Raw genomic sequence first — 16,701 nt, 5'->3', positions numbered from 1 at the left:
GCGGATTGGAGGATGAGCATGGCCGTCGAACCGGACAGTGCGGGCGTGCGCTTCCCTCCGCCCTTCGTCTATCTGGGAGCGCTGCTGTTGGGGCTGGCGGCGGAGCGGTTCGTCTCCCTGCGCTCTTTCGGCATCGACTGGCGGTTGCTGGTCGCGGCGGGCGCGCTGTTGTTCGTTGCAGGCGCGGCGTTGATGCTTGCGGCGGCGGGGCTGTTCCGGCGGCTGGGCACCAATGTTCGACCGTCGCAGCCAACGACCCTCATCGCAACGACCGGTCCTTATCGGTGGACCCGCAATCCCATGTATCTCGGCATGGCGGTCATCTATACTGGCCTTGCGATCGGCTTCGACGGGCCGATCGCCTTGGCCTTGCTCCCGGTGGTGCTGATCGCGATCCAGACGCAGGTGATCGCCCGCGAGGAGCGCTATCTCGAAGCGAAGTTCGGCGACGACTACCGCCACTACAAGACCGAGGTTCGCCGCTGGCTCTGACTATTCCGCCGCTGCCGCCCGCGGGGCCTTCCGACAAACCGGCACCGACTTCCTTGCCGCGCCCCTTTCCGGGAAAAGTTCAGCAAGTGAGGCGCGACATTGCACCTTGAACCGTGCAGTCGCGCCCTCGGAGGGGGGGGCAGGTGCCCAGTTTATGCTGCCGGGAGTGTCCAGTTTGCACTGCCGGCGGTATCCAGTTCACCTGCAAATGGAGAGGGATGGTGCTGCCGCGGCGCCGGCTTGGCTGATCAGGCGGCGCGCGTCAGCGCGGCCTTGTTGGCGCTGAGGAATTCTTTCATAGAGACCGGCTTCCCGCCCCAGAGCGCTTCGACGGTATCGGTGAGCAAGGCGGCCTTGCCGGCGCGGGCGAACCGTTCGAACGGCAAGAGGAAGTTGTCGACGACGAAATCCGGCACGCCGGCGGCCTTGGCGCCGCCAGCGAGCTGCTCGTCGCTTACTTCGACCACGCTCAGCGGCTTGCCGGTGACTTCGCTGGCGAGTGCGCCAATCTCGGCATTGCTCAACGCCTCGGGGCCGGTGACCGTGTAGGTCTTGTTCTCGGCGCCCCTGAGCAGTGCACCCGCGGCGGCATGGGCGCAATCGAGACGGGCCGCATGGTTGGTCTTGCCGCCATTCGCGGAGGTGAACCACTGGCCGGATGCGAGATTGTTCGGCAGGGTGCCCAGGAGGTTCTCCATGTACCAGCCCATGCGCACGATGGTGTAGGGGATGCCTGTGGCCTTGATGGCGTCCTCTGTGCCGAGGTGCTCATGGGCGAAGGGGATCTCGGAGGGTGCCTCCGGATTGGGCATCGAGGTGTAGAAGATTTCCTTCACGCCCGCTTCCTTAGCCGCTCGCACGGCAGTGAGATGGGTCGGGAGGCGGTCGCCGATCTGGTCGGTAGAGATGATGAGGAAGCGGTCAACGCCCCGGAGCGATGCGACGAGACCGGATTTGTCGGTAAAATCCGCATGCCGCACCTCGACGCCGGAAAGCCCTGCGAGCTTTGCGGGATCGCGCGTGCCGGCGACGATCTTGCCGGCATAGTCGCGGCTTTTCAGCGCCTCGATCACGAGCCGGCCAAGCTTGCCGCCCGCGCCCGACACGAAGAGGGTGGGAAGGGACATCATATACTCCATAATCAGGTTGATTGTTTGTCTCGTTTTGAGAGTAGCTTTAGGTTAGTAACCATCTCTGAAGAGACAAGACGGCAGTTTTCGGTCCCATAGTTACCTTCGGAGAACCACCATGCGGCCAGGGCTCAGCTTCAAGGAGAACATGCAGGAAGCGCGCCGGACCTATCCCGACGCGAGCCAGTGCCCCGTGCGCGGCGTGCTCGACCAGATCGCCAGCAAGTGGAGCGTGCTCATCCTCTCGGCGCTGGCGGAACGGCCTTATCGCTTCGGGGAATTGCGACGCGATATCGGCGACATTTCCCAGCGCATGCTCACTCAGACGCTACGCGACCTGCGGGCCGACGGCTTGATCGAGCGGACTGTGTTCCCGACCACCCCGCCAAGCGTCGAGTACAAGCTCTCGCCATTGGGGCGCAGTTTTCTCTTGCCGCTTTCGGCGATGGTGGACTGGGCCTTCGAGCACTTCCCGGCGATCGACAAAGCCCGGGCGGAGTTTCGGAAGGAAGCTTGAGGGTAGGCCCGGAGTAGGTTCGGTCGATTCCGGATCATTCGGTGCTGCGCCCGCGCCGTCCTATCTCAACCGCAAGGGTACGCCTTCATCGCCGTCGGACCTGCGGTGCCACAACTGCCTCGGATTCAATTTCCGGAAGAGCCGAATCAGCTGGCCCACGAAGGTGGGGAGCGAGGTCGTCGAGCAACCCGTCCTGGGATCGGTGCTCGTCAACAATGGCGAGACCTTGCGCCAGTTGGCGCTAGAGGGGGGGATCGTACGGCTCGGCGATTCCAGGTGGCGGAGGATCTCGCTTGAGGCGACATGGTGCCGCTTCTCGAACCATTCAACCCAGGCGATCTGGAACTGGTCCATGCCATATATGTCGGAGGTGGTCGAACGCCGCCACGCGTTAAGGCCTTCATTGATCACCTGGCCGCCAGTGTTCGGGCGTCAGGACTTTTCATCTGAGGCCGGGTTGGGGGCGAGCCGGATCGAGCATCTCGGGCCAGCTCCCGGCAGGAGCAAGCAGCGGGGGCGGGCGCAGGTTACGCGCCCTTGAGCGGCGGCTACCGCCTCAGGCAGAGCAGCCAAGGCTTGGACTATGCCAGCAATCGCGCCGGAACGCCGACGGCAGGCCCTGCGTCGGCAAGGCGTTGGTCCAATGTATGCACTGTGGCACCATGCTCCGACGCGATGGCAAGATGCAGCGCGTCCCCCGCACGAAGCCCGAGAGCATGGTGATCGGCAAACTTGGCCGCTGTCCGGAAGTGCCTTCCAGTCACGTCCAGCACGGTGAAGCTCTCGGCTACCAGTTTGTTGAACATGGAGAGCGCTGCTGCCCGCTGTTCCAGGCTGATCTGTGCGGTCCGCACCTTGATGGCCATGGCGGAAGACATCTCGGTGATGGTCCAGTCGCTGATCAGGAGCTGCGTTGGGTCTTGCTCTGCTAGCCAGGCCTGAACGCGCGGCGTCATCGCTTCATTGGAGAGCGCCGCGACGATCAACGACGTATCGAGATAGCGCATCAGTAGCGGTCGCCATCCCGCATCGACCGCACGAGATCGACGGCGCTCTGAGGCTGGGGGGGCATTGTCGCCGTCAGGGATTGAAGCAGCGAGGCATCGATCGGCTTGCGCGGCCTAGCCACAGCGGTGAGCCGCGCGACCGGCTGGCCGCGGCGGGTAATGTCGATGGAATCGCCTGCCTCAACCCGGTCGATGAGTTCGCTCAGGTGGGCCTTGGCCTCCGCCAGGGTGGTCACATTCATGTTGCGCTCCTGACCATATAGATAGTCATATAGTGTATTGAGCCTAATTATTCTAGCGCGGTCTCGCTTTTCGCGTCGGTATCCTACCCAACAGCCGGTGAACCTTAAGCCATCCAGATTATACGTTCGAATGTATCTCCGGTTTGCTCGCCAGCATGACGCTTGTGGGCTTTAGAGGAGACGTAAAATGATACTCCAATACGCTTCCAGCCGGCTTCGAGCTATGCGGAACTGGACCAACGATGGTTCGTCGATCCCAGATTGGGTGCGGATGCAAATGTCCGGCGATACTGCATCCAACGGAACATTTCTTATCGCCACGCCGGTTGGTACGGCACGGGTGCATCTGGGCGACGTTGTAATTGAGTATCAAGGTTGCCTCTGGTCGCGTTCACCGGAGGAGCTCCCGCAACTGATCGGTGGGTTTGAAGCAGAGGGGGCATTGCCTATCGCTGCCATCGGGCCTGGAAAGGACGCTCAATTTGGAACGAGGAGCAAAGCCGGAAAGCAAGGAAGGCGCGGGGGCGGGCGCAAGATCGGGTTTCGGGCCCCCTCGGGAAACCGCCGAGCATTGAGTGGCTGCATACCACAGAGCTAAGTGTGGACGAGTCATACCAGCGGTCGATCGACAACGAAGGATCGAGGCGTCTGATAGCAAGCATCGCCGCCAATTTTGACTGGCGCCTCTGTGCTCCGCTTGTCGTCTCGCGACGGCCGGATGGATTGAAGGTGATCATAGACGGGCAACACCGCTGGTCGGCAGCGATGCGAAGAGGCGACCTGCCGCATTTGCCGTGCTGCCTTTTTACTTATGACAGCCCCGAAGATGAGGCTCGAATGTTCATCGTTGCCAATCGAGCCCGGAAGCCTATGAATCGTTTGGACGATTTCCATGCCGCCTTGGCGGCGGCGGATGAAGATGCCATGGAAATTCAACGCTTGGTGAGTGAAGCTGGCTTGCAAATGGCCCGCAACACGTCATCTACAGCATGGAAGGCCGGAGAGGTCGCGTTTACATCCTCCATAGCGGCCGCGTTGCGGCGGCACGGTCCGGCGATCGTATCTGCTGCCCTTACAAGCATAGCCGAGGCCTATGAGAGACGTCCTCTTACCTATGGCGCGTCGATATTCGGCGCCCTTATCAAGCTCTTTGCAAATCCACCTGAGAACTTCGATCCAGATGACCTCGTGCCGACATTGCGACGTTTCGATATGGCGTTGCTAGGCGAGATCGTGAAAGGCCTCAGTGGAGGCGATTCACGAGCAGTGGCTGTTCACTCTGCCATTGTCGAAACCCTAAGCCCATTAAAACACGCTGAGAGCGCCGCACTGCTGTAGCCTTCGTGTGTAGCACTTGGCCGCACGCCGAGTGCTACATTCCCGTAGCCGGCCTTTAGAAATTAGTGGGAAGGCAGCGCCTTCAGTCACGCCTCCACCTCGCCGATCCAAAGGGTACTCAAGCCGGAGAGGCGTATCGACGCACGGCGCTCGAGATCCGGCGGGATTCGCCGATGTGCGCCATCGACCATGCCCCTGCGCCCCGCCGATCCCTACTGTCAATTCCAGTCGAACGAAGCAGGAGATTGTCCAATGGCGCTCGAACTCATCAACCCGGATGACCTGCCGGTTCCCGAGATGTACACCCAGGTCGTCGTTGCGACGGGATCCAGGATGGTCTTCATCTCGGGTCAGCAGCCCGAAGACTTACAGGGCAAGCTCGTCGGGCACGGCGATTTTGCGGCGCAGGCGCGCCTGGCGTTCGCCAATCTCGGTCGAGCGCTTCGTGCTGCAGGCGCTCAGCCGAAGCAGGTTTGCAAGATCACGATCTATATTGTCGGCTATAATCGCGACGAACACGTGCCGATCATCGAAGAGGCGCAGATTTCATTGTTTGGAGATCACAAGCCTGCGAATGTGGTGATTGGGGTGGCGATGATGTCCCCGGGCTACCTCATAGAGGTCGACGCGATAGCGGTCATCGACGGGGCCACTGGACGCTAAGCACAGCGACCTGTCCACCGCCGGCCGTCCGGATGGACAGGCCCCAACGTCGCGCTACTTCAGCGGCAGAAACAGCTCCGCTGTTGCCTCGTGCTCCGGCACTTCCGGAAAAAGCTCAGCCGCTGACAACAGATCGGGAAGTCGCTTGCTTCCTGGTCGCTGGCCGGGAGCCGGCGGCGATAGAGATGCTGTGGCTCTTGCGCAGGCGCGCTGACGGAATTGCGTCCCGGCTATCATGACGGCCGGATTTTCGTGGCATCCTTGATATATTAGCATTGACTAATTCATTAGCTATTGCTAATTGATTGGTCATGACCGAGACAGTTGCCATCGATGCCGTGATGCGGGCCCTGGCGGATCCAACCCGGCGAGCCGTGTTCGAGCGGATTGTCGGATGCGACGAGATCACCGTCGCGGAACTGACGCAGGGCAGCGGCGTGACGCAGGGGGCGGTTTCCCAGCACCTCAAGGCGTTGAAACAGGCGGGGCTCGTCGCCGAACGCCCGGAAGGGCGGAAGGTCTATTACCGCGCCGAGCCCGGCGGCCTCGAACCGCTGGCCGACTGGATGAGCCATTACAGCCTGTTCTGGCGCCAGCGCTTCGCCAATCTCAGAACCCTTTTGAAGGAGATCGATCCGTGAATGATCAAGCCCTCAAGCCGGATACGCAGGCGATCGTGGTCGACGAGATCTTCCCGCATGCACCTGAAACCATCTGGAAGGCGCTGACCTCGGGCGATCTCATCGCCCGCTGGATGATGGCGCCCGCCGATTTCGCCGCGGTGGAAGGACAGCGTTTTACCTTTCGCACCACGCCGGCCGGCGCCTGGGATGGCGTCATCCATTGCAGGGTGCTGGACGTAAAGCCGAACGAACGCCTCGCCTATGCCTGGCAGGGCGGTGACGAGAGCAATGCTGGCTACGGATCGCGCCTCGACACGGTGGTGACCTGGACGCTGGAGACCGCCAAGGGCGGAACGCGGGTCCGCCTCGTCCATTCCGGCTTCGTCATGCCCAGGAACGAGACTGCCTTCAGGAACATGGGCGAGGGCTGGAAGAAGGTCCTGCGCAACCTCGGCACCGTCGTGGCCGGCAGCAAGGGTTGAGGCGAGGGGACCGAGATGAGCAAGGCCTATACCGGCGGATGCGCCTGCGGCGCGATCCGCTACGAGATCACCGCCGAACCGGTGTTCAGCAATGATTGCCAGTGCCGCGACTGCCAGCGCGAAAGCGGCACGGGCCACCAGTCCCATCTGACCTTTCCGCGGCAGAATGTGACCCTGTCCGGGGAAGGCTGCCCCTGGGACATGGTGGCCGACAGCGGTGTCAGGAAGACCCGCTATTTCTGCCCTACCTGCGGATCGCCGGTCTATCTGACCTTCTCGTCCATGCCGCAATTCTTTTCAGTCCGCGCTGCGAGCCTCGACGACCCAGGTCGCTACAAGCCGCAGGCGGTGACCTATACCAGCGGCGGCTATGCCTGGGACCATCTCGATCCAACCCTGCCGAAATTCGAGAAGATGCCGCCGCGCTGAGCGTGGCGCTCGTCAGGTGGGTCGATCTCCAGATCGACCATCGTGGAAACGCCGAGCTTGCCAGAAGGGAAATGCCGATCTAGAGATCGGCACACCGCGCAGCGTTATGATGACGGCTATCAGCCGCTTTACAACCAATCATGAAGCAGTTGACCATTGTTCTCTTTTTGTTCTAAGCACCAAGAGTGCCGATCGAGAACGCGAGGTCATCATGCAATTGGCGTTTGACTTCTATGGCGAGCTACCGCGGGGGCCGGTACGGGGCGAGAGATTGTTCTTCGCGGTGTTTCCCGGCGCGGAGGACGCTCTCCGGATCGAACAGTTCAGGCGGAGTTTTTTCGAAGCGAACCATTTTCGCGGCAGCATGTTGCGACAGGATCGCTTTCATGTCTCGCTCCACCATATCGGCGACTTCAAGCGTCTCAAGGCATCGCGTAGCTACGCCGCGGAGTTGGCCGGCGAACTCGTCCATTTGCCTGCTTTCGAGATAACCCTCAACGCACTCAAGAGTTTGGGTACGTTCCCGAAGCCGGGCAGGGCCCTGCGCCATCCCCTCGTCCTGCTTGGAGAAGGGCCGGGTCTGGTCGAACTTCATGAAACATTAGGCGCGGCCATGACCAAGGTCGGCATCCGCGCCTTTCCGGATTTCACGCCGCATCTGACCTTGTCCTATGGCGAACGTTCAGTTTTGGAACAGCGGATCGACCCGATCCCTATTCACATCGCAAGTTTTTGCCTGGTTCACAGCAGGGTGGGGAAGACGGAATATCGCATCATCAAGCGCTGGCCGCTCCTGGAACCCAAGCCGCTCCTGCATTGACCCAGCGTGAGGAACCTGATGCCGCCCGTCACCGTCGATCCCGCCAAGATCCATGAATTCGCGGATGCCGAGAGCTTCTACGCCTGGCTCCGCGACCATCACGACAGCGAAAGCGAAGTCTGGATCAAGATCCACAAGGTGGGCTCGGGCCTTGCCTCGATCACGCCCAAGGAGGCGATCGACGTCGTGCTCTGCTGGGGCTGGATCGACGCGGTGCGCAAGGCCCTCGACGAGCGCAGCTTCCTGCAGCGCTATACGCCGCGCGGTCGCAGGAGCATCTGGAGCCGGATCAATGTCGACAATGTCGCCCGGCTGGTCGCCGAGGGGCGCATGACCGAACATGGGCTGAAGCAGGTGGAGGCCGCCAAGGCTGACGGCCGCTGGGATCGGGCCTATGAGAGCGGCAAGCATCTCAGAATTCCCGCCGATCTCCAGGCCGCGATCGAAGCCGAGCCGGATGCGCTGCAGATGCTGGGCACGCTCAGCGCGCAGAACCGTTTCGCACTCGCCTTTCGCATGCACAACACCAAGACCGAGGCCGGGCGGAAGAAAAAGATCGAGACCTTCGTCGCCATGCTCAAGCGCGGCGAGACGATCCATCCGCAACCGAGGAAATGAGGCGGCAGCGCCTGCGGATGTAGGACCGGGCCGGAAATGACGGGTCGAGCTTTAGGCGATCCGGTATCAGATCGGCAGTGCCTCGACCACGACGCCGCTCTCGGCAACGACGACGCCCCCCCGCAGCACCAGCTTGCGGGGCGGGCGGTTGATCACGGCTTCCTCGGCACCGGGCGTATCGATGACGACGAGATCGGCCGGCGCGCCCGGTGCCAGGCCGTAACCCGCAATGCCGAGCGCCTTGGCCGGCTCGAGGGTGGCGAGGTCCAGCGCCAGGCGCAAATCCTGATTGGTGTAAAATTCCTGCCGGGCCGCGACGATGGCGGCCCGATCGAGCATGTCGCCATTGCCGAAGGGCGACCAGCAGTCGCGGATATTGTCGGACGCGGCGAAAAGGGTGACGCCGTGGCTGCGCAGCGCCTTCACTGGCGGCACCGGCACGGCGGCCGGGCTCGAGGTCATGATCGCCACGCCGGCGCGCGCCAAGGCATCGGCGGTTCGGGCGAAGCTCTCGGGCGACAGATCGCCCAGCGCGAAGGCGTGGCTCACCACGACGCGCCCCTGCAGGCCGAGCGCCTCGGTGCGGCTGGCAATGTCGCGCAACTCGGAGCCACCGGTTTCGCCGCCGTCATGCAGATGGATGTCGACCCCCTTGCCGTATTTTTCGGCGAGGGCGAAGACGATGTCGAGCTGGCCTGGCACGTCATGGTCGAAACCAGCGGGATCGAGCCCGCCGATCAGGTCGGCACCGGCGGCGAGGGCGGCATCGAGGAGGTCGGCTGCACCGGGCTCGCTCATGACGCCGCTCTGGGGAAATGCGACGATCTCCATGTCGACCCAAGGCCTCCATCGTTCCCGAACGGCGAGCAGGGCCTCCAGATTGGCGAGTTTCACGTCATTGTCGATGTCGACATGGCTGCGTACCCGCGTGGTGCCGTTGGCGACGAGGCGTCGCAGAAGGTTGGTGGCGCGCGCCTCGACGGGCAGAGGCACGGCATGCCGGGCGACACGTTCGGCGGCGATACGCTCGCGCACGCTTTCGCCCGGCACATGCGGCACCAGCGGAGCGCCCATATGGGTCTTGTCGAGGTGGATATGGCCATCGATGAAGGCCGGAAGCAGCAGGGCTCCGGCAAGATCGCGCCGATCCGGATCGCTCGATCGGGGGCGGGGCTCCTCGATCGAAGCGATATGCCCGTCGGCGATGAGAACATCCGCCCGGCGTCCGTCTGGCAGGGTGGCGTCAGCAAGCAGCATCACATCAGTCCGAGGCGTTTAGCGGCAACGTAGTTGTAGAGGGGATCGCGATAAAGCTTGAATTCCTCGGAGGCGGAGAAACTGAGGCTGAGATCGTGCTCGTCGTCGTGCCTGATGGCTTCGGCGAAAATCTCCGGCCAGTCCGGCACTTTCTGCCGCCGCCATTCTTCGACCTGTTCGGCCGCGGGAAAGTCGGGAAAGCCGATCTTCGGTATGAGCGAGGCGATGGCCTGCCAGAAGCGCCGCATCGGCACGGTCGGGTCTGGCGACCGCGGCGCCATCATGCGCAGCCAATGCGTGCCGGTGAGGGCATGCAGGAGGGAAAAATCGCCCGTCGCGGCGAAGAGCGCCAGCGACAGGCGGGCGAAGCGGTCCATGGTATCGGGGCCGATGGCCAGCATGTCGTGAACGGGCGCGAATTCCGGCTTGGCGGCGACGGCGCGCATATTGTGCCAGAGCAGGTCGCATTCTGTGACGATATGGCGAAAGGAGGAAGGCCTATACATGTAGGCCAGCACGTCGACAGGGTCATCGGTTGTACCGGCTTCACCCCGGCCCGTGCCGAGATCGAGATAGGTCGCGGCCCAATAGGCGAGGGCGATGGCGGTTTCCTCGTCATTGTCCGTCAAGGTGGCGTAGGCCATGCGCATGAAGGCATGCATGGCGCTGGCGGCAAAGCCGTCGAACAGGACCGGCAAATAGAGCCGGGCGGCCGGCGTGGCACCGAGCCGCCGGACCTCTCCCTGGAAGAACTTGCGATAGTCACCTTCCCGTTCGCGATCACCCAGGGCGTCACGCCAGTTTTCCCGGGAGATCGTCTCTTTGGGAGCGGGCACGGGGACGAGGCCGTTCTGGACGCGGTAGATCTCGCAGAATTCTTCCAGTCTCCGGTCATCGGCGCCCATGCGCTGCATGGCGACCAGAATCATCGGCAGATGATTGGCGAGCCTATAGGGGAATTCGGCGCTCCACTGCTGCGACCAGCCGATGGCACGGGCGAGCGCATCGTCCTTCCTGTCCGCTTCTTGCGGTGCCGACATCGAACCCTCCCCATCCGGTCCTGCTCTGCGGGGCATGAGGAACCTTTTGGTTGCTCGCGGCCGCAGCTGGAATCTACCCTGTCCGCGCGGGGCAGAAAAGGGCTGGATGCAACAAACCAAACAAAATTATGTAATAATTTGTTCGATATTGCGAGTGTTTGAGGCTGTTCTCTAATCAAGTTGCGAAAATATGTTTGAGTGTGCTCGAATTTCTCACATTCTGATTGCGCGCAAAAAATGCAATGATAGCCTTCCGGTTGCGAGGGTGTAACGAAGGGGATCCACGATGAACATGACGGCAAAATGCCGCTCTCTCATGCTGGCGGGATTTCTGGTGTTTGCGGGAGCGGCGCAGGCCCAGGAGCGTTTCGAGGGCGTCACGCTCAATCTGGCATCGCAGAACGACCAGTTCGCGGTGATCCTGGCCGCGATGGCGCCGGATTTCGAAAAGGCGACCGGCGCCAAGGTCAATGTCGAGATCCTGAGCTATCCGGAATTGCTGACCAAGATCACGGCCGATTATGTCGGCCATACCAAGGGCTACGACATCGCCACCACCGACATCGTCTGGTCGGGGCAGTTCGCCGAGGCCGGCTACACCGTCGACCTCACCGACTGGATCAAGCGCGATGCCGCCGAGATCAAGGTGGACGACATCTATCCCAGCCTGATGAAAGGCCTGGGAGGTTACAAGGGCAAGCAGATCGCCTTTCCTTTCGCCGGCTATGCCAATGTGCTCGCCTATCGCAAGGACCTCTACGAGGCCGCCGGCCTGAAGCCGCCGGCGACGATGGAAGACTACATCGCCGCTGCGCTCAAGCTGACCGATCCGGCGAAGAAGACCTTCGGCTTCGTCGCCAACGGTCAGAAGGGCCCCGCCGTAGCGCAAGACTGGATGCAGTACAATTTCCAACTCGGCGGCTCGATCCTGGGGCCTGACGGCAAGCCCACGCTCAATTCGGCGGCCAACCTGCAGAGCGTCATCGATTACAAGAAGCTGTTTGACAAGGCGGCACCGCCCGGCGCGGCCGATTATGACTGGGGCGCGCGCGAGGAGAGTTTCCGCCAGGGCATGGTTGCGAACATGCAGACCTGGTCGATCGGCGCCGCCGGCTACGACAATCCCGAGATCTCCAAGGTGGTCGGCAAGGTCGGCATCATGCTGACGCCGGCTCGGACCGGCAAGCAGCCGGAATACGGCATCGGCGGCTGGGGGCTCGGCATCAATGCCGACATCGACAAGCGCAAGCAGGAGGCGGCCTGGGCCTTCATCAAATGGATCACCAGCCCGGCCGTGCATAAGGACTTCAATCTGCGCGGCGCCGGCAGCTATCTGCGCAAGAGCGAGATGACCGACAAGGACCTCCTGGCGAAGTTCCCCTTCCTGCCCGTGCTGGCCACCTCCTTCGAACATGGCAATGTCGATTTCCGGCCGCGCATTCCGCAATATCCGGAATTGCAGGATCTGATCGGCTCGGCCGTCAACGGCGTGCTGGTCGGCAATGCCGATCCCAAGGCGGCCCTGGACGAGGCGCAGGCCCAGGCTGAAAAGCTGTTCTGAACCGCTGGTTATCCGGGTGCGCGGATGCTCCGTCCGCCTCTTCTTTTCCGCAAACGGAGGGGTTTCAAGAGCGGACGGGACCTCCGCGCACCCGGGAAAAACTCCCTTACAGCCTGTTCAAGCAAGGTTGCATTGCCACCGAGGGCGGCGCGATCATGCTGGCGCCTGTCTTGTCGCCGACGATTCCGGAGAGCCTGGATTTGGAAAGCAGTTCAACGAGTCTCGCGAGAAGCGGCTCTCCAGCGAGGGCGCGGCCCCGGCGCCTGTCCTATGCACGCAAGCGCCAGCTTTTCCTGATCCTGCTGGCGGCACCCGCCATACTCTATGTGCTGGCGATCGCCGTCTGGCCGATGGCCCAGGGGATCTTCTACTCCTTCCAGGAATACAGCCTTGTCCGCCCGGCGGGCCGGCGTTTCGTCGGGCTCGACAACTACATCGCCCTGTGGAGCGACAAGACCGCCCGCCAGGCGCTGATCAATACCTTCGTCTTCACCATCGGTGCTGTGACGATAGAATTCGTCTTCGGGCTCGGCATCGCCCTGCTGCTCTGGCGGGACGATTTGTTCAACCGCATCGTTCTCGGCCTGTTGCTGATCCCGGCCACGGTGACTCCGCTGGTCGTCGGGCTGATCTTCAAGGCCATGCTCAATGCCGACTACGGCGTGCTCGGTTATTTCCTGGCCGAAGCAGGCATCTCCGGGCCCAGAGGCCTGCTCGCCGATCCGCTGCTCGCTTTGCCGACCCTGATCGCCGTCGACGTCTGGGAATGGACGCCCCTGATGGCGCTGATCCTGCTGGCGGGCCTCAAGTCCCTGCCGACGGATATCCTCGAGGCGGCGCAGGTCGACGGCGCCACCAGCGCGCAGCGCTTCGCCCTGATCATCCTGCCGCTCCTGCTCCCGGCGGCCTTCCTGGCCCTGGTGCTGAGAATGATGGATGCCTTCCGTGTCTTCGACATCATCTATGTCAGCACCAGCGGCGGGCCGGGCGACGCCACCACCACGCTGATGATTCATGGGGTCAAGCAGGGACTGGAATTCTTCAATATCGGCCGTGCTTCGGCCGTGAGCAATCTGATCACCGCCTGCATCGGCGTGATGGCGGCGATGTTCATCTTCCTGGTCAGGCCGGCGAGGAATCGCAATGCGTGAGGCCGCTGCCGATAGGGGATTATGGGCAAGGCGCGCCGCCCTGGTCGTCATTCTCGCCATCGCGCTCTTTCCGATCGTCTGGCTGTTCGCAACCGCCTACAAGCCGGCGAGGGACATCTTCACCACGCCGCCGCAGCCCTTCTTCGAGCCGACCTTCGCGAATTTCGAAAACGTCTTCCGGCTGTTCGACCTGTGGTCGCTGGTGAAATCGAGCCTGATCATCTCGATCGGCTCGACCTTGCTTTCGCTGCTGCTGGGCGTTCCCGCCGGCTATGCCCTGGCCCGCTCGAAGAATCCGAAAGCTGTGTGGCTCGCCTATTTCTTCCTGGCCATCCGCACCGTGCCCCCGGTGGCAACCCTGATCCCCTTCTATCTGATGATGCGTGATATCGGCCTGCTCGGCACCTGGTGGGCGGTGATCCTGCTCAACACGGCCCTGAACAGCGCCTTCGTGGTGTGGATGATGTTCTCCTATTTCCGCGCCTCGCCGGTCTCGATCGAGGAAGCGGCGCTGACGGACGGCAGCAATGACTGGAGCACCTTCCTGTTCACGGCCCTGCCGTCCGTTGTGCCCGGCATCATCGCCAGCGCCATCTTCTGCATCATGTTCTCCTGGAACGACTTCCTCTATTCGATGTTCCTGACCCGGGCCGACAGCAAGCCGATCTCGGTGGCGCTGCTCTCGGCCTATGGCACCAAGGACATTTCCTGGGGCATGCTCGGCGCGCTGGCGCATTTCTCCACTCTTCCCATCGTCTTGATGATGATCCTGCTCAACCGCTATTTCGTGCAGGGCCTGACCAAGTCGGCCCATTGAAGGTTCTGCCATGGCCGCAATCAGCTTTTCCCAGGTCAGCAAAGCCTATGCCGACGGGCATCTGGCCGTGAACAAACTGGATCTCGACATCGCCGATGGTGAGTTCCTGGTGCTGGTCGGCCCGTCGGGCTGCGGCAAGTCCACGGCCTTGCGCATGATCGCCGGTTTGGAGACCATTACCGGCGGCACGCTCTCGATCGGCACGGAGGTGGCCAACGACCTGTCTCCGCGCGAGCGCAACGTGGCGATGATCTTCCAGAGCTATGCGCTCTATCCGCATCTTTCCGTCGCCGACAATGTCGGCTTCGCCCTTAAGGTGCGCGGCGAGAAGCGCGAGGTGATCGAGGAGAAGGTGAAGGCCGCCGCCGCCATGCTCGAGCTGGACAAGCTGCTTTCCCGCCGTCCCGGGCAGTTGTCCGGCGGCCAGCGCCAGCGCGTCGCCATGGGGCGGGCGATCGTGCGCGAGCCCGCCGCCTTCCTGATGGACGAGCCCTTGTCCAACCTCGATGCCCGCCTGCGCGGCCAGATGCGCGCCGAGATCGCCCGCCTGCAGCGGGCAAGCGGGGTCACCACGGTCTATGTGACGCATGACCAGGTCGAGGCGATGACCATGGGCGATCGCGTGGCCGTGATGAATGCTGGCGTGCTGCAGCAATTGGCGCCGCCCCGCGAGCTCTACGACCGGCCTGTCAATCTGTTCGTCGCCACCTTCATCGGGGCGCCGCCGATCAATCTGCTGCCTGGCCGGCTGCGCCGAGGCGGTCAGGGGATGGAAGTTGCTCTGCCGGGCCTCGTTTTGCCCTTGCCGGCTGCTTTCGTGCAGGAGAGGCCCGGGCTTGCCAGCCAGGGCGATCGCGAGGTGGTGGTCGGCATCCGGCCGGAGAACCTGTTCCTGACCGACAGCGACGGCGAGGCGCTTTCCGCCCGCATTGCTTTTCAGGAGGATCTGGGGGCGAGCCTGCTCATCCATGTCGATCTCGTCGAGCCCGGGACGGACGCAGAGCAGAGGCGCGCAGGGCTGGACGAACTGGACGAAAGCGCGCCGGTCGCAATTTCCACCCGCATGCGCATCAGCGCGCCCGTCAGTGCGAGGCGCAAGGCCGGCGATGCCGTGAAGATCGGGATCCAGGCCGACAGCCTGCATTTCTTCGATCCGGCAAGCCAGCTGGCGATCCGCTGAGATCATCGGAAGCCATCTTGGCAAGGTGCTCGCGCTTGGCGGCTTTCCCAACCATGCCTATCTATGATTTAAGCTCGTCATTGCGAGCGCAGCGAAGCAATCCAGTTTTATGGTAGGCGGTTTCTGGATTGCTTCGCCACGCTCGCAATGACGGAAATATCGCCGGCCAGGCGGCCATACATCGTTTGGCCTCCGGCTTCATTGACAGGACCTCTTCTTTGTTCACAGGCATCATTCAGGGCGTCGCCACCATCGACGCCGTCAAGGACCATGACGGCTTGCGCACTTTCACGCTGCGCTTTCCCGAGGGCTTCAGCGAAGGGCTCGCCATTGGCGCCAGCGTCTCGGTGGACGGTGTCTGCCTGACGGTGACTGAATTGCTCTCGGCGCAGACGGCAACCTTCGATGTGATGCTGCAGAGCCTGAAGATCACTACTTTGGCCGACTATGTCGCCGGCGATCGCGTGAATGTCGAGCGGGCCGCCAAGGACGGAGCCGAAATCGGCGGCCATCCGATTTCGGGGCATGTCGATTTCTCCACCACCATCGAATCCGTGGGCACCTCGGAAGGCAACAAGGTCATCCGCATCGCCATCCTGCCGGATTTCGCGCGCTACGTTTTTGCCAAGGGCTATATCGCCATCAACGGCGCCAGCCTGACCGTGTCCGAAGTCGACAAGAAGGAAGGCTGGTTCGAAGTCTGGCTCATCCCCGAAACCCGTCGCATGACCGTGTTCGAGGACAAGCGGGCCGGCGACCGACTCAATATCGAGATCGAGCGCGACACCCAGGTGGTGGTCGATACCGTGCGCGATGCCGTGCAGGAGAGCCTGGGGCGCCTGCAGCCGGTGCTGGAAGCCCTGCTCGCGGAAAAGGGCTTCAACCTCGAGGATTTCGTGCAGGTTCCGCGCCAGATCGGCAAGAGCTGAGGCTCGAAGGGGCGGACAGTGTCTAACATCGTGCCCTTCGGTGGGAGAAAGCAAGACGGAGCGGACTCTGAAGGAGAGACGCAACGGCGGTTCGAGCTCCAACTCTTCATCAAACATCCAAGCATCGATCCAGCGGAAATCACGGCTGCGGTCGGACTTGAGCCGAAAATCCAGAGTCGGGTTGGAGATGCGCGTAAGACGCCAAAAGGCGCGCCACTGCCGGGCGTCTACCCGGACACGAGTTGGCGCTATAGCGAGCGGCATCATGTCGAAAAGCAATGGTTCGCCAGTCGTGTCGAAGAACTGGTTGATCGCCTCCTTCCCCACAAAGTCGTCCGTGAAGAACTCGCAAGCTGCTGATTCAGCGTTAGTTTTTTAGCCAGGCAAGTATTCGCGTTTGCCGGA

Annotated in this window: 20 protein-coding genes and 1 pseudogene; 15 read left to right on the top strand and 6 right to left on the bottom strand. The window is 62.4% G+C overall.

Translation table 11 applies throughout. The annotated features are described in order from the left end of the window. Positions 1-18: 18 nt before the first annotated feature. Positions 19-492, top strand: a complete 474-nt coding sequence (locus J8I29_RS26685; RefSeq protein WP_209433984.1) for an isoprenylcysteine carboxylmethyltransferase family protein — start codon at positions 19-21, stop codon at positions 490-492. A gap of 248 nt (positions 493-740) precedes the next feature. Here J8I29_RS26685 and J8I29_RS26680 read toward each other — a convergent pair whose 3' ends face one another. Beyond that, positions 741-1,619, bottom strand: coding sequence for an SDR family oxidoreductase (locus J8I29_RS26680; protein ID WP_209433983.1), 879 nt, complete (start codon positions 1,617-1,619; stop codon positions 741-743). A 151-nt stretch (positions 1,620-1,770) separates the two neighbouring features. Between J8I29_RS26680 and J8I29_RS26675 the strand changes: the two genes are divergently transcribed. Further along, entirely contained in the window at positions 1,771-2,139 is a 369-nt protein-coding gene (locus J8I29_RS26675; protein ID WP_245197405.1) for a helix-turn-helix domain-containing protein, read from the top strand. A 581-nt stretch (positions 2,140-2,720) separates the two neighbouring features. On the opposite strand, the gene J8I29_RS26670 is transcribed toward J8I29_RS26675, so the two are convergent. Beyond that, positions 2,721-3,146, bottom strand: a complete 426-nt coding sequence (locus J8I29_RS26670; protein WP_209433981.1) for a type II toxin-antitoxin system VapC family toxin — start codon at positions 3,144-3,146, stop codon at positions 2,721-2,723. Continuing rightward, entirely contained in the window at positions 3,146-3,388 is a 243-nt protein-coding gene (locus J8I29_RS26665) for a type II toxin-antitoxin system prevent-host-death family antitoxin (protein WP_209433980.1), read from the bottom strand. Before J8I29_RS26665 ends, J8I29_RS26670 begins: the two co-directional genes overlap by 1 nt. A 441-nt stretch (positions 3,389-3,829) precedes the next feature. Here J8I29_RS26665 and J8I29_RS30485 point away from each other — a divergent pair, with 441 nt between their 5' ends. Both J8I29_RS30485 and J8I29_RS26655 read left to right on the top strand, forming a co-directional pair. Continuing rightward, entirely contained in the window at positions 3,830-4,726 is an 897-nt protein-coding gene (locus J8I29_RS30485; protein ID WP_348536183.1) for a DUF6551 family protein, read from the top strand. Positions 4,727-4,978: 252 nt separating this feature from the next. Further along, positions 4,979-5,389 (top strand): RidA family protein, encoded by a 411-nt coding sequence (locus tag J8I29_RS26655; protein ID WP_209433978.1) that lies wholly within the window; start codon positions 4,979-4,981, stop codon positions 5,387-5,389. Between the two features lie 54 nt (positions 5,390-5,443). On the opposite strand, the pseudogene J8I29_RS26650 reads toward J8I29_RS26655, so the two are convergent. Next, positions 5,444-5,577, bottom strand: a pseudogene (locus tag J8I29_RS26650) (AraC family transcriptional regulator); the annotation flags it as partial. Positions 5,578-5,700: 123 nt separating this feature from the next. Here J8I29_RS26650 and J8I29_RS26645 point away from each other — a divergent pair. From J8I29_RS26645 to J8I29_RS26625, 5 genes are all read left to right on the top strand, one after another. Next, entirely contained in the window at positions 5,701-6,030 is a 330-nt protein-coding gene (locus J8I29_RS26645) for a metalloregulator ArsR/SmtB family transcription factor (protein ID WP_209433977.1), read from the top strand. After that, the gene (locus J8I29_RS26640; protein ID WP_209433976.1) at positions 6,027-6,494 is read left to right on the top strand and encodes an SRPBCC domain-containing protein; all 468 of its coding nucleotides are present in this window, start codon (positions 6,027-6,029) and stop codon (positions 6,492-6,494) included. Before J8I29_RS26645 ends, J8I29_RS26640 begins: the two co-directional genes overlap by 4 nt. A gap of 15 nt (positions 6,495-6,509) precedes the next feature. Beyond that, positions 6,510-6,923 carry a GFA family protein gene (locus J8I29_RS26635; protein WP_209433975.1) on the top strand — a complete coding sequence of 138 codons (414 nt, stop codon included), beginning with the start codon at positions 6,510-6,512 and terminating at the stop codon, positions 6,921-6,923. Between the two features lie 109 nt (positions 6,924-7,032). After that, positions 7,033-7,743: a 2'-5' RNA ligase family protein gene (locus tag J8I29_RS26630; RefSeq protein ID WP_209433974.1), complete on the top strand. Its 711-nt coding sequence runs from the start codon at positions 7,033-7,035 to the stop codon at positions 7,741-7,743. 18 nt (positions 7,744-7,761) lie between these two features. Then, positions 7,762-8,361, top strand: coding sequence for a YdeI/OmpD-associated family protein (locus J8I29_RS26625; protein ID WP_209433973.1), 600 nt, complete (start codon positions 7,762-7,764; stop codon positions 8,359-8,361). 66 nt (positions 8,362-8,427) lie between these two features. On the opposite strand, the gene J8I29_RS26620 is transcribed toward J8I29_RS26625, so the two are convergent. Beyond that, the gene (locus tag J8I29_RS26620; protein ID WP_209433972.1) at positions 8,428-9,618 is read right to left on the bottom strand and encodes an amidohydrolase; all 1,191 of its coding nucleotides are present in this window, start codon (positions 9,616-9,618) and stop codon (positions 8,428-8,430) included. Then, positions 9,618-10,658 (bottom strand): questin oxidase family protein, encoded by a 1,041-nt coding sequence (locus J8I29_RS26615; RefSeq protein ID WP_209433971.1) that lies wholly within the window; start codon positions 10,656-10,658, stop codon positions 9,618-9,620. Before J8I29_RS26615 ends, J8I29_RS26620 begins: the two co-directional genes overlap by 1 nt. A gap of 286 nt (positions 10,659-10,944) precedes the next feature. On the opposite strand from J8I29_RS26615, the gene J8I29_RS26610 reads away from it, so the two are divergent. From J8I29_RS26610 to J8I29_RS30135, 6 genes are all read left to right on the top strand, one after another. Next, on the top strand, positions 10,945-12,219 hold the full coding sequence (locus J8I29_RS26610) for a sugar ABC transporter substrate-binding protein (protein WP_209433970.1): 1,275 nt from the start codon (positions 10,945-10,947) through the stop codon (positions 12,217-12,219). Positions 12,220-12,482: 263 nt separating this feature from the next. Then, positions 12,483-13,370 carry a sugar ABC transporter permease gene (locus tag J8I29_RS26605; protein ID WP_245197404.1) on the top strand — a complete coding sequence of 296 codons (888 nt, stop codon included), beginning with the start codon at positions 12,483-12,485 and terminating at the stop codon, positions 13,368-13,370. Continuing rightward, positions 13,363-14,187, top strand: coding sequence for a carbohydrate ABC transporter permease (locus J8I29_RS26600; protein WP_209433968.1), 825 nt, complete (start codon positions 13,363-13,365; stop codon positions 14,185-14,187). Before J8I29_RS26605 ends, J8I29_RS26600 begins: the two co-directional genes overlap by 8 nt. Positions 14,188-14,197: 10 nt before the next feature. Then, on the top strand, positions 14,198-15,367 hold the full coding sequence (gene ugpC / locus J8I29_RS26595; RefSeq protein WP_209433967.1) for a sn-glycerol-3-phosphate ABC transporter ATP-binding protein UgpC: 1,170 nt from the start codon (positions 14,198-14,200) through the stop codon (positions 15,365-15,367). Positions 15,368-15,585: 218 nt separating this feature from the next. Continuing rightward, on the top strand, positions 15,586-16,296 hold the full coding sequence (locus J8I29_RS26590) for a riboflavin synthase subunit alpha (protein WP_209433966.1): 711 nt from the start codon (positions 15,586-15,588) through the stop codon (positions 16,294-16,296). Positions 16,297-16,314: 18 nt separating this feature from the next. Beyond that, entirely contained in the window at positions 16,315-16,656 is a 342-nt protein-coding gene (locus J8I29_RS30135) for a DUF4279 domain-containing protein (RefSeq protein ID WP_209433965.1), read from the top strand. Positions 16,657-16,701: the final 45 nt, after the last annotated feature.

Origin of the sequence: Labrys sp. LIt4, from assembly GCF_017813775.1 — a bacterium.
GTDB classification, from domain to species: domain Bacteria; phylum Pseudomonadota; class Alphaproteobacteria; order Rhizobiales; family Labraceae; genus Labrys; species Labrys okinawensis_A.
The sequence above is the reverse complement of the archived record's forward strand: the minus strand, read 5'-3'. Positions and strand labels throughout refer to the sequence as shown.

Excerpts from the sequence above, each read along its gene's own strand:
- J8I29_RS26685 (WP_209433984.1), top strand. The coding sequence starts at position 19 with ATGGCCGTCGAACCGGACAGTGCGGGCGTGCGCTTCCCTCCGCCCTTC.
- J8I29_RS26680 (WP_209433983.1), bottom strand. The coding sequence starts at position 1,619 with ATGTCCCTTCCCACCCTCTTCGTGTCGGGCGCGGGCGGCAAGCTTGGC.
- J8I29_RS26675 (WP_245197405.1), top strand. The coding sequence starts at position 1,771 with ATGCAGGAAGCGCGCCGGACCTATCCCGACGCGAGCCAGTGCCCCGTG.
- J8I29_RS26670 (WP_209433981.1), bottom strand. The coding sequence starts at position 3,146 with ATGCGCTATCTCGATACGTCGTTGATCGTCGCGGCGCTCTCCAATGAA.
- J8I29_RS26665 (WP_209433980.1), bottom strand. The coding sequence starts at position 3,388 with ATGAATGTGACCACCCTGGCGGAGGCCAAGGCCCACCTGAGCGAACTC.
- J8I29_RS26655 (WP_209433978.1), top strand. The coding sequence starts at position 4,979 with ATGGCGCTCGAACTCATCAACCCGGATGACCTGCCGGTTCCCGAGATG.
- J8I29_RS26645 (WP_209433977.1), top strand. The coding sequence starts at position 5,701 with ATGACCGAGACAGTTGCCATCGATGCCGTGATGCGGGCCCTGGCGGAT.
- J8I29_RS26635 (WP_209433975.1), top strand. The coding sequence starts at position 6,510 with ATGAGCAAGGCCTATACCGGCGGATGCGCCTGCGGCGCGATCCGCTAC.
- J8I29_RS26630 (WP_209433974.1), top strand. The coding sequence starts at position 7,033 with ATGACGGCTATCAGCCGCTTTACAACCAATCATGAAGCAGTTGACCAT.
- J8I29_RS26625 (WP_209433973.1), top strand. The coding sequence starts at position 7,762 with ATGCCGCCCGTCACCGTCGATCCCGCCAAGATCCATGAATTCGCGGAT.
- J8I29_RS26620 (WP_209433972.1), bottom strand. The coding sequence starts at position 9,618 with ATGCTGCTTGCTGACGCCACCCTGCCAGACGGACGCCGGGCGGATGTT.
- J8I29_RS26615 (WP_209433971.1), bottom strand. The coding sequence starts at position 10,658 with ATGTCGGCACCGCAAGAAGCGGACAGGAAGGACGATGCGCTCGCCCGT.
- J8I29_RS26610 (WP_209433970.1), top strand. The coding sequence starts at position 10,945 with ATGAACATGACGGCAAAATGCCGCTCTCTCATGCTGGCGGGATTTCTG.
- J8I29_RS26600 (WP_209433968.1), top strand. The coding sequence starts at position 13,363 with ATGCGTGAGGCCGCTGCCGATAGGGGATTATGGGCAAGGCGCGCCGCC.
- ugpC (WP_209433967.1), top strand. The coding sequence starts at position 14,198 with ATGGCCGCAATCAGCTTTTCCCAGGTCAGCAAAGCCTATGCCGACGGG.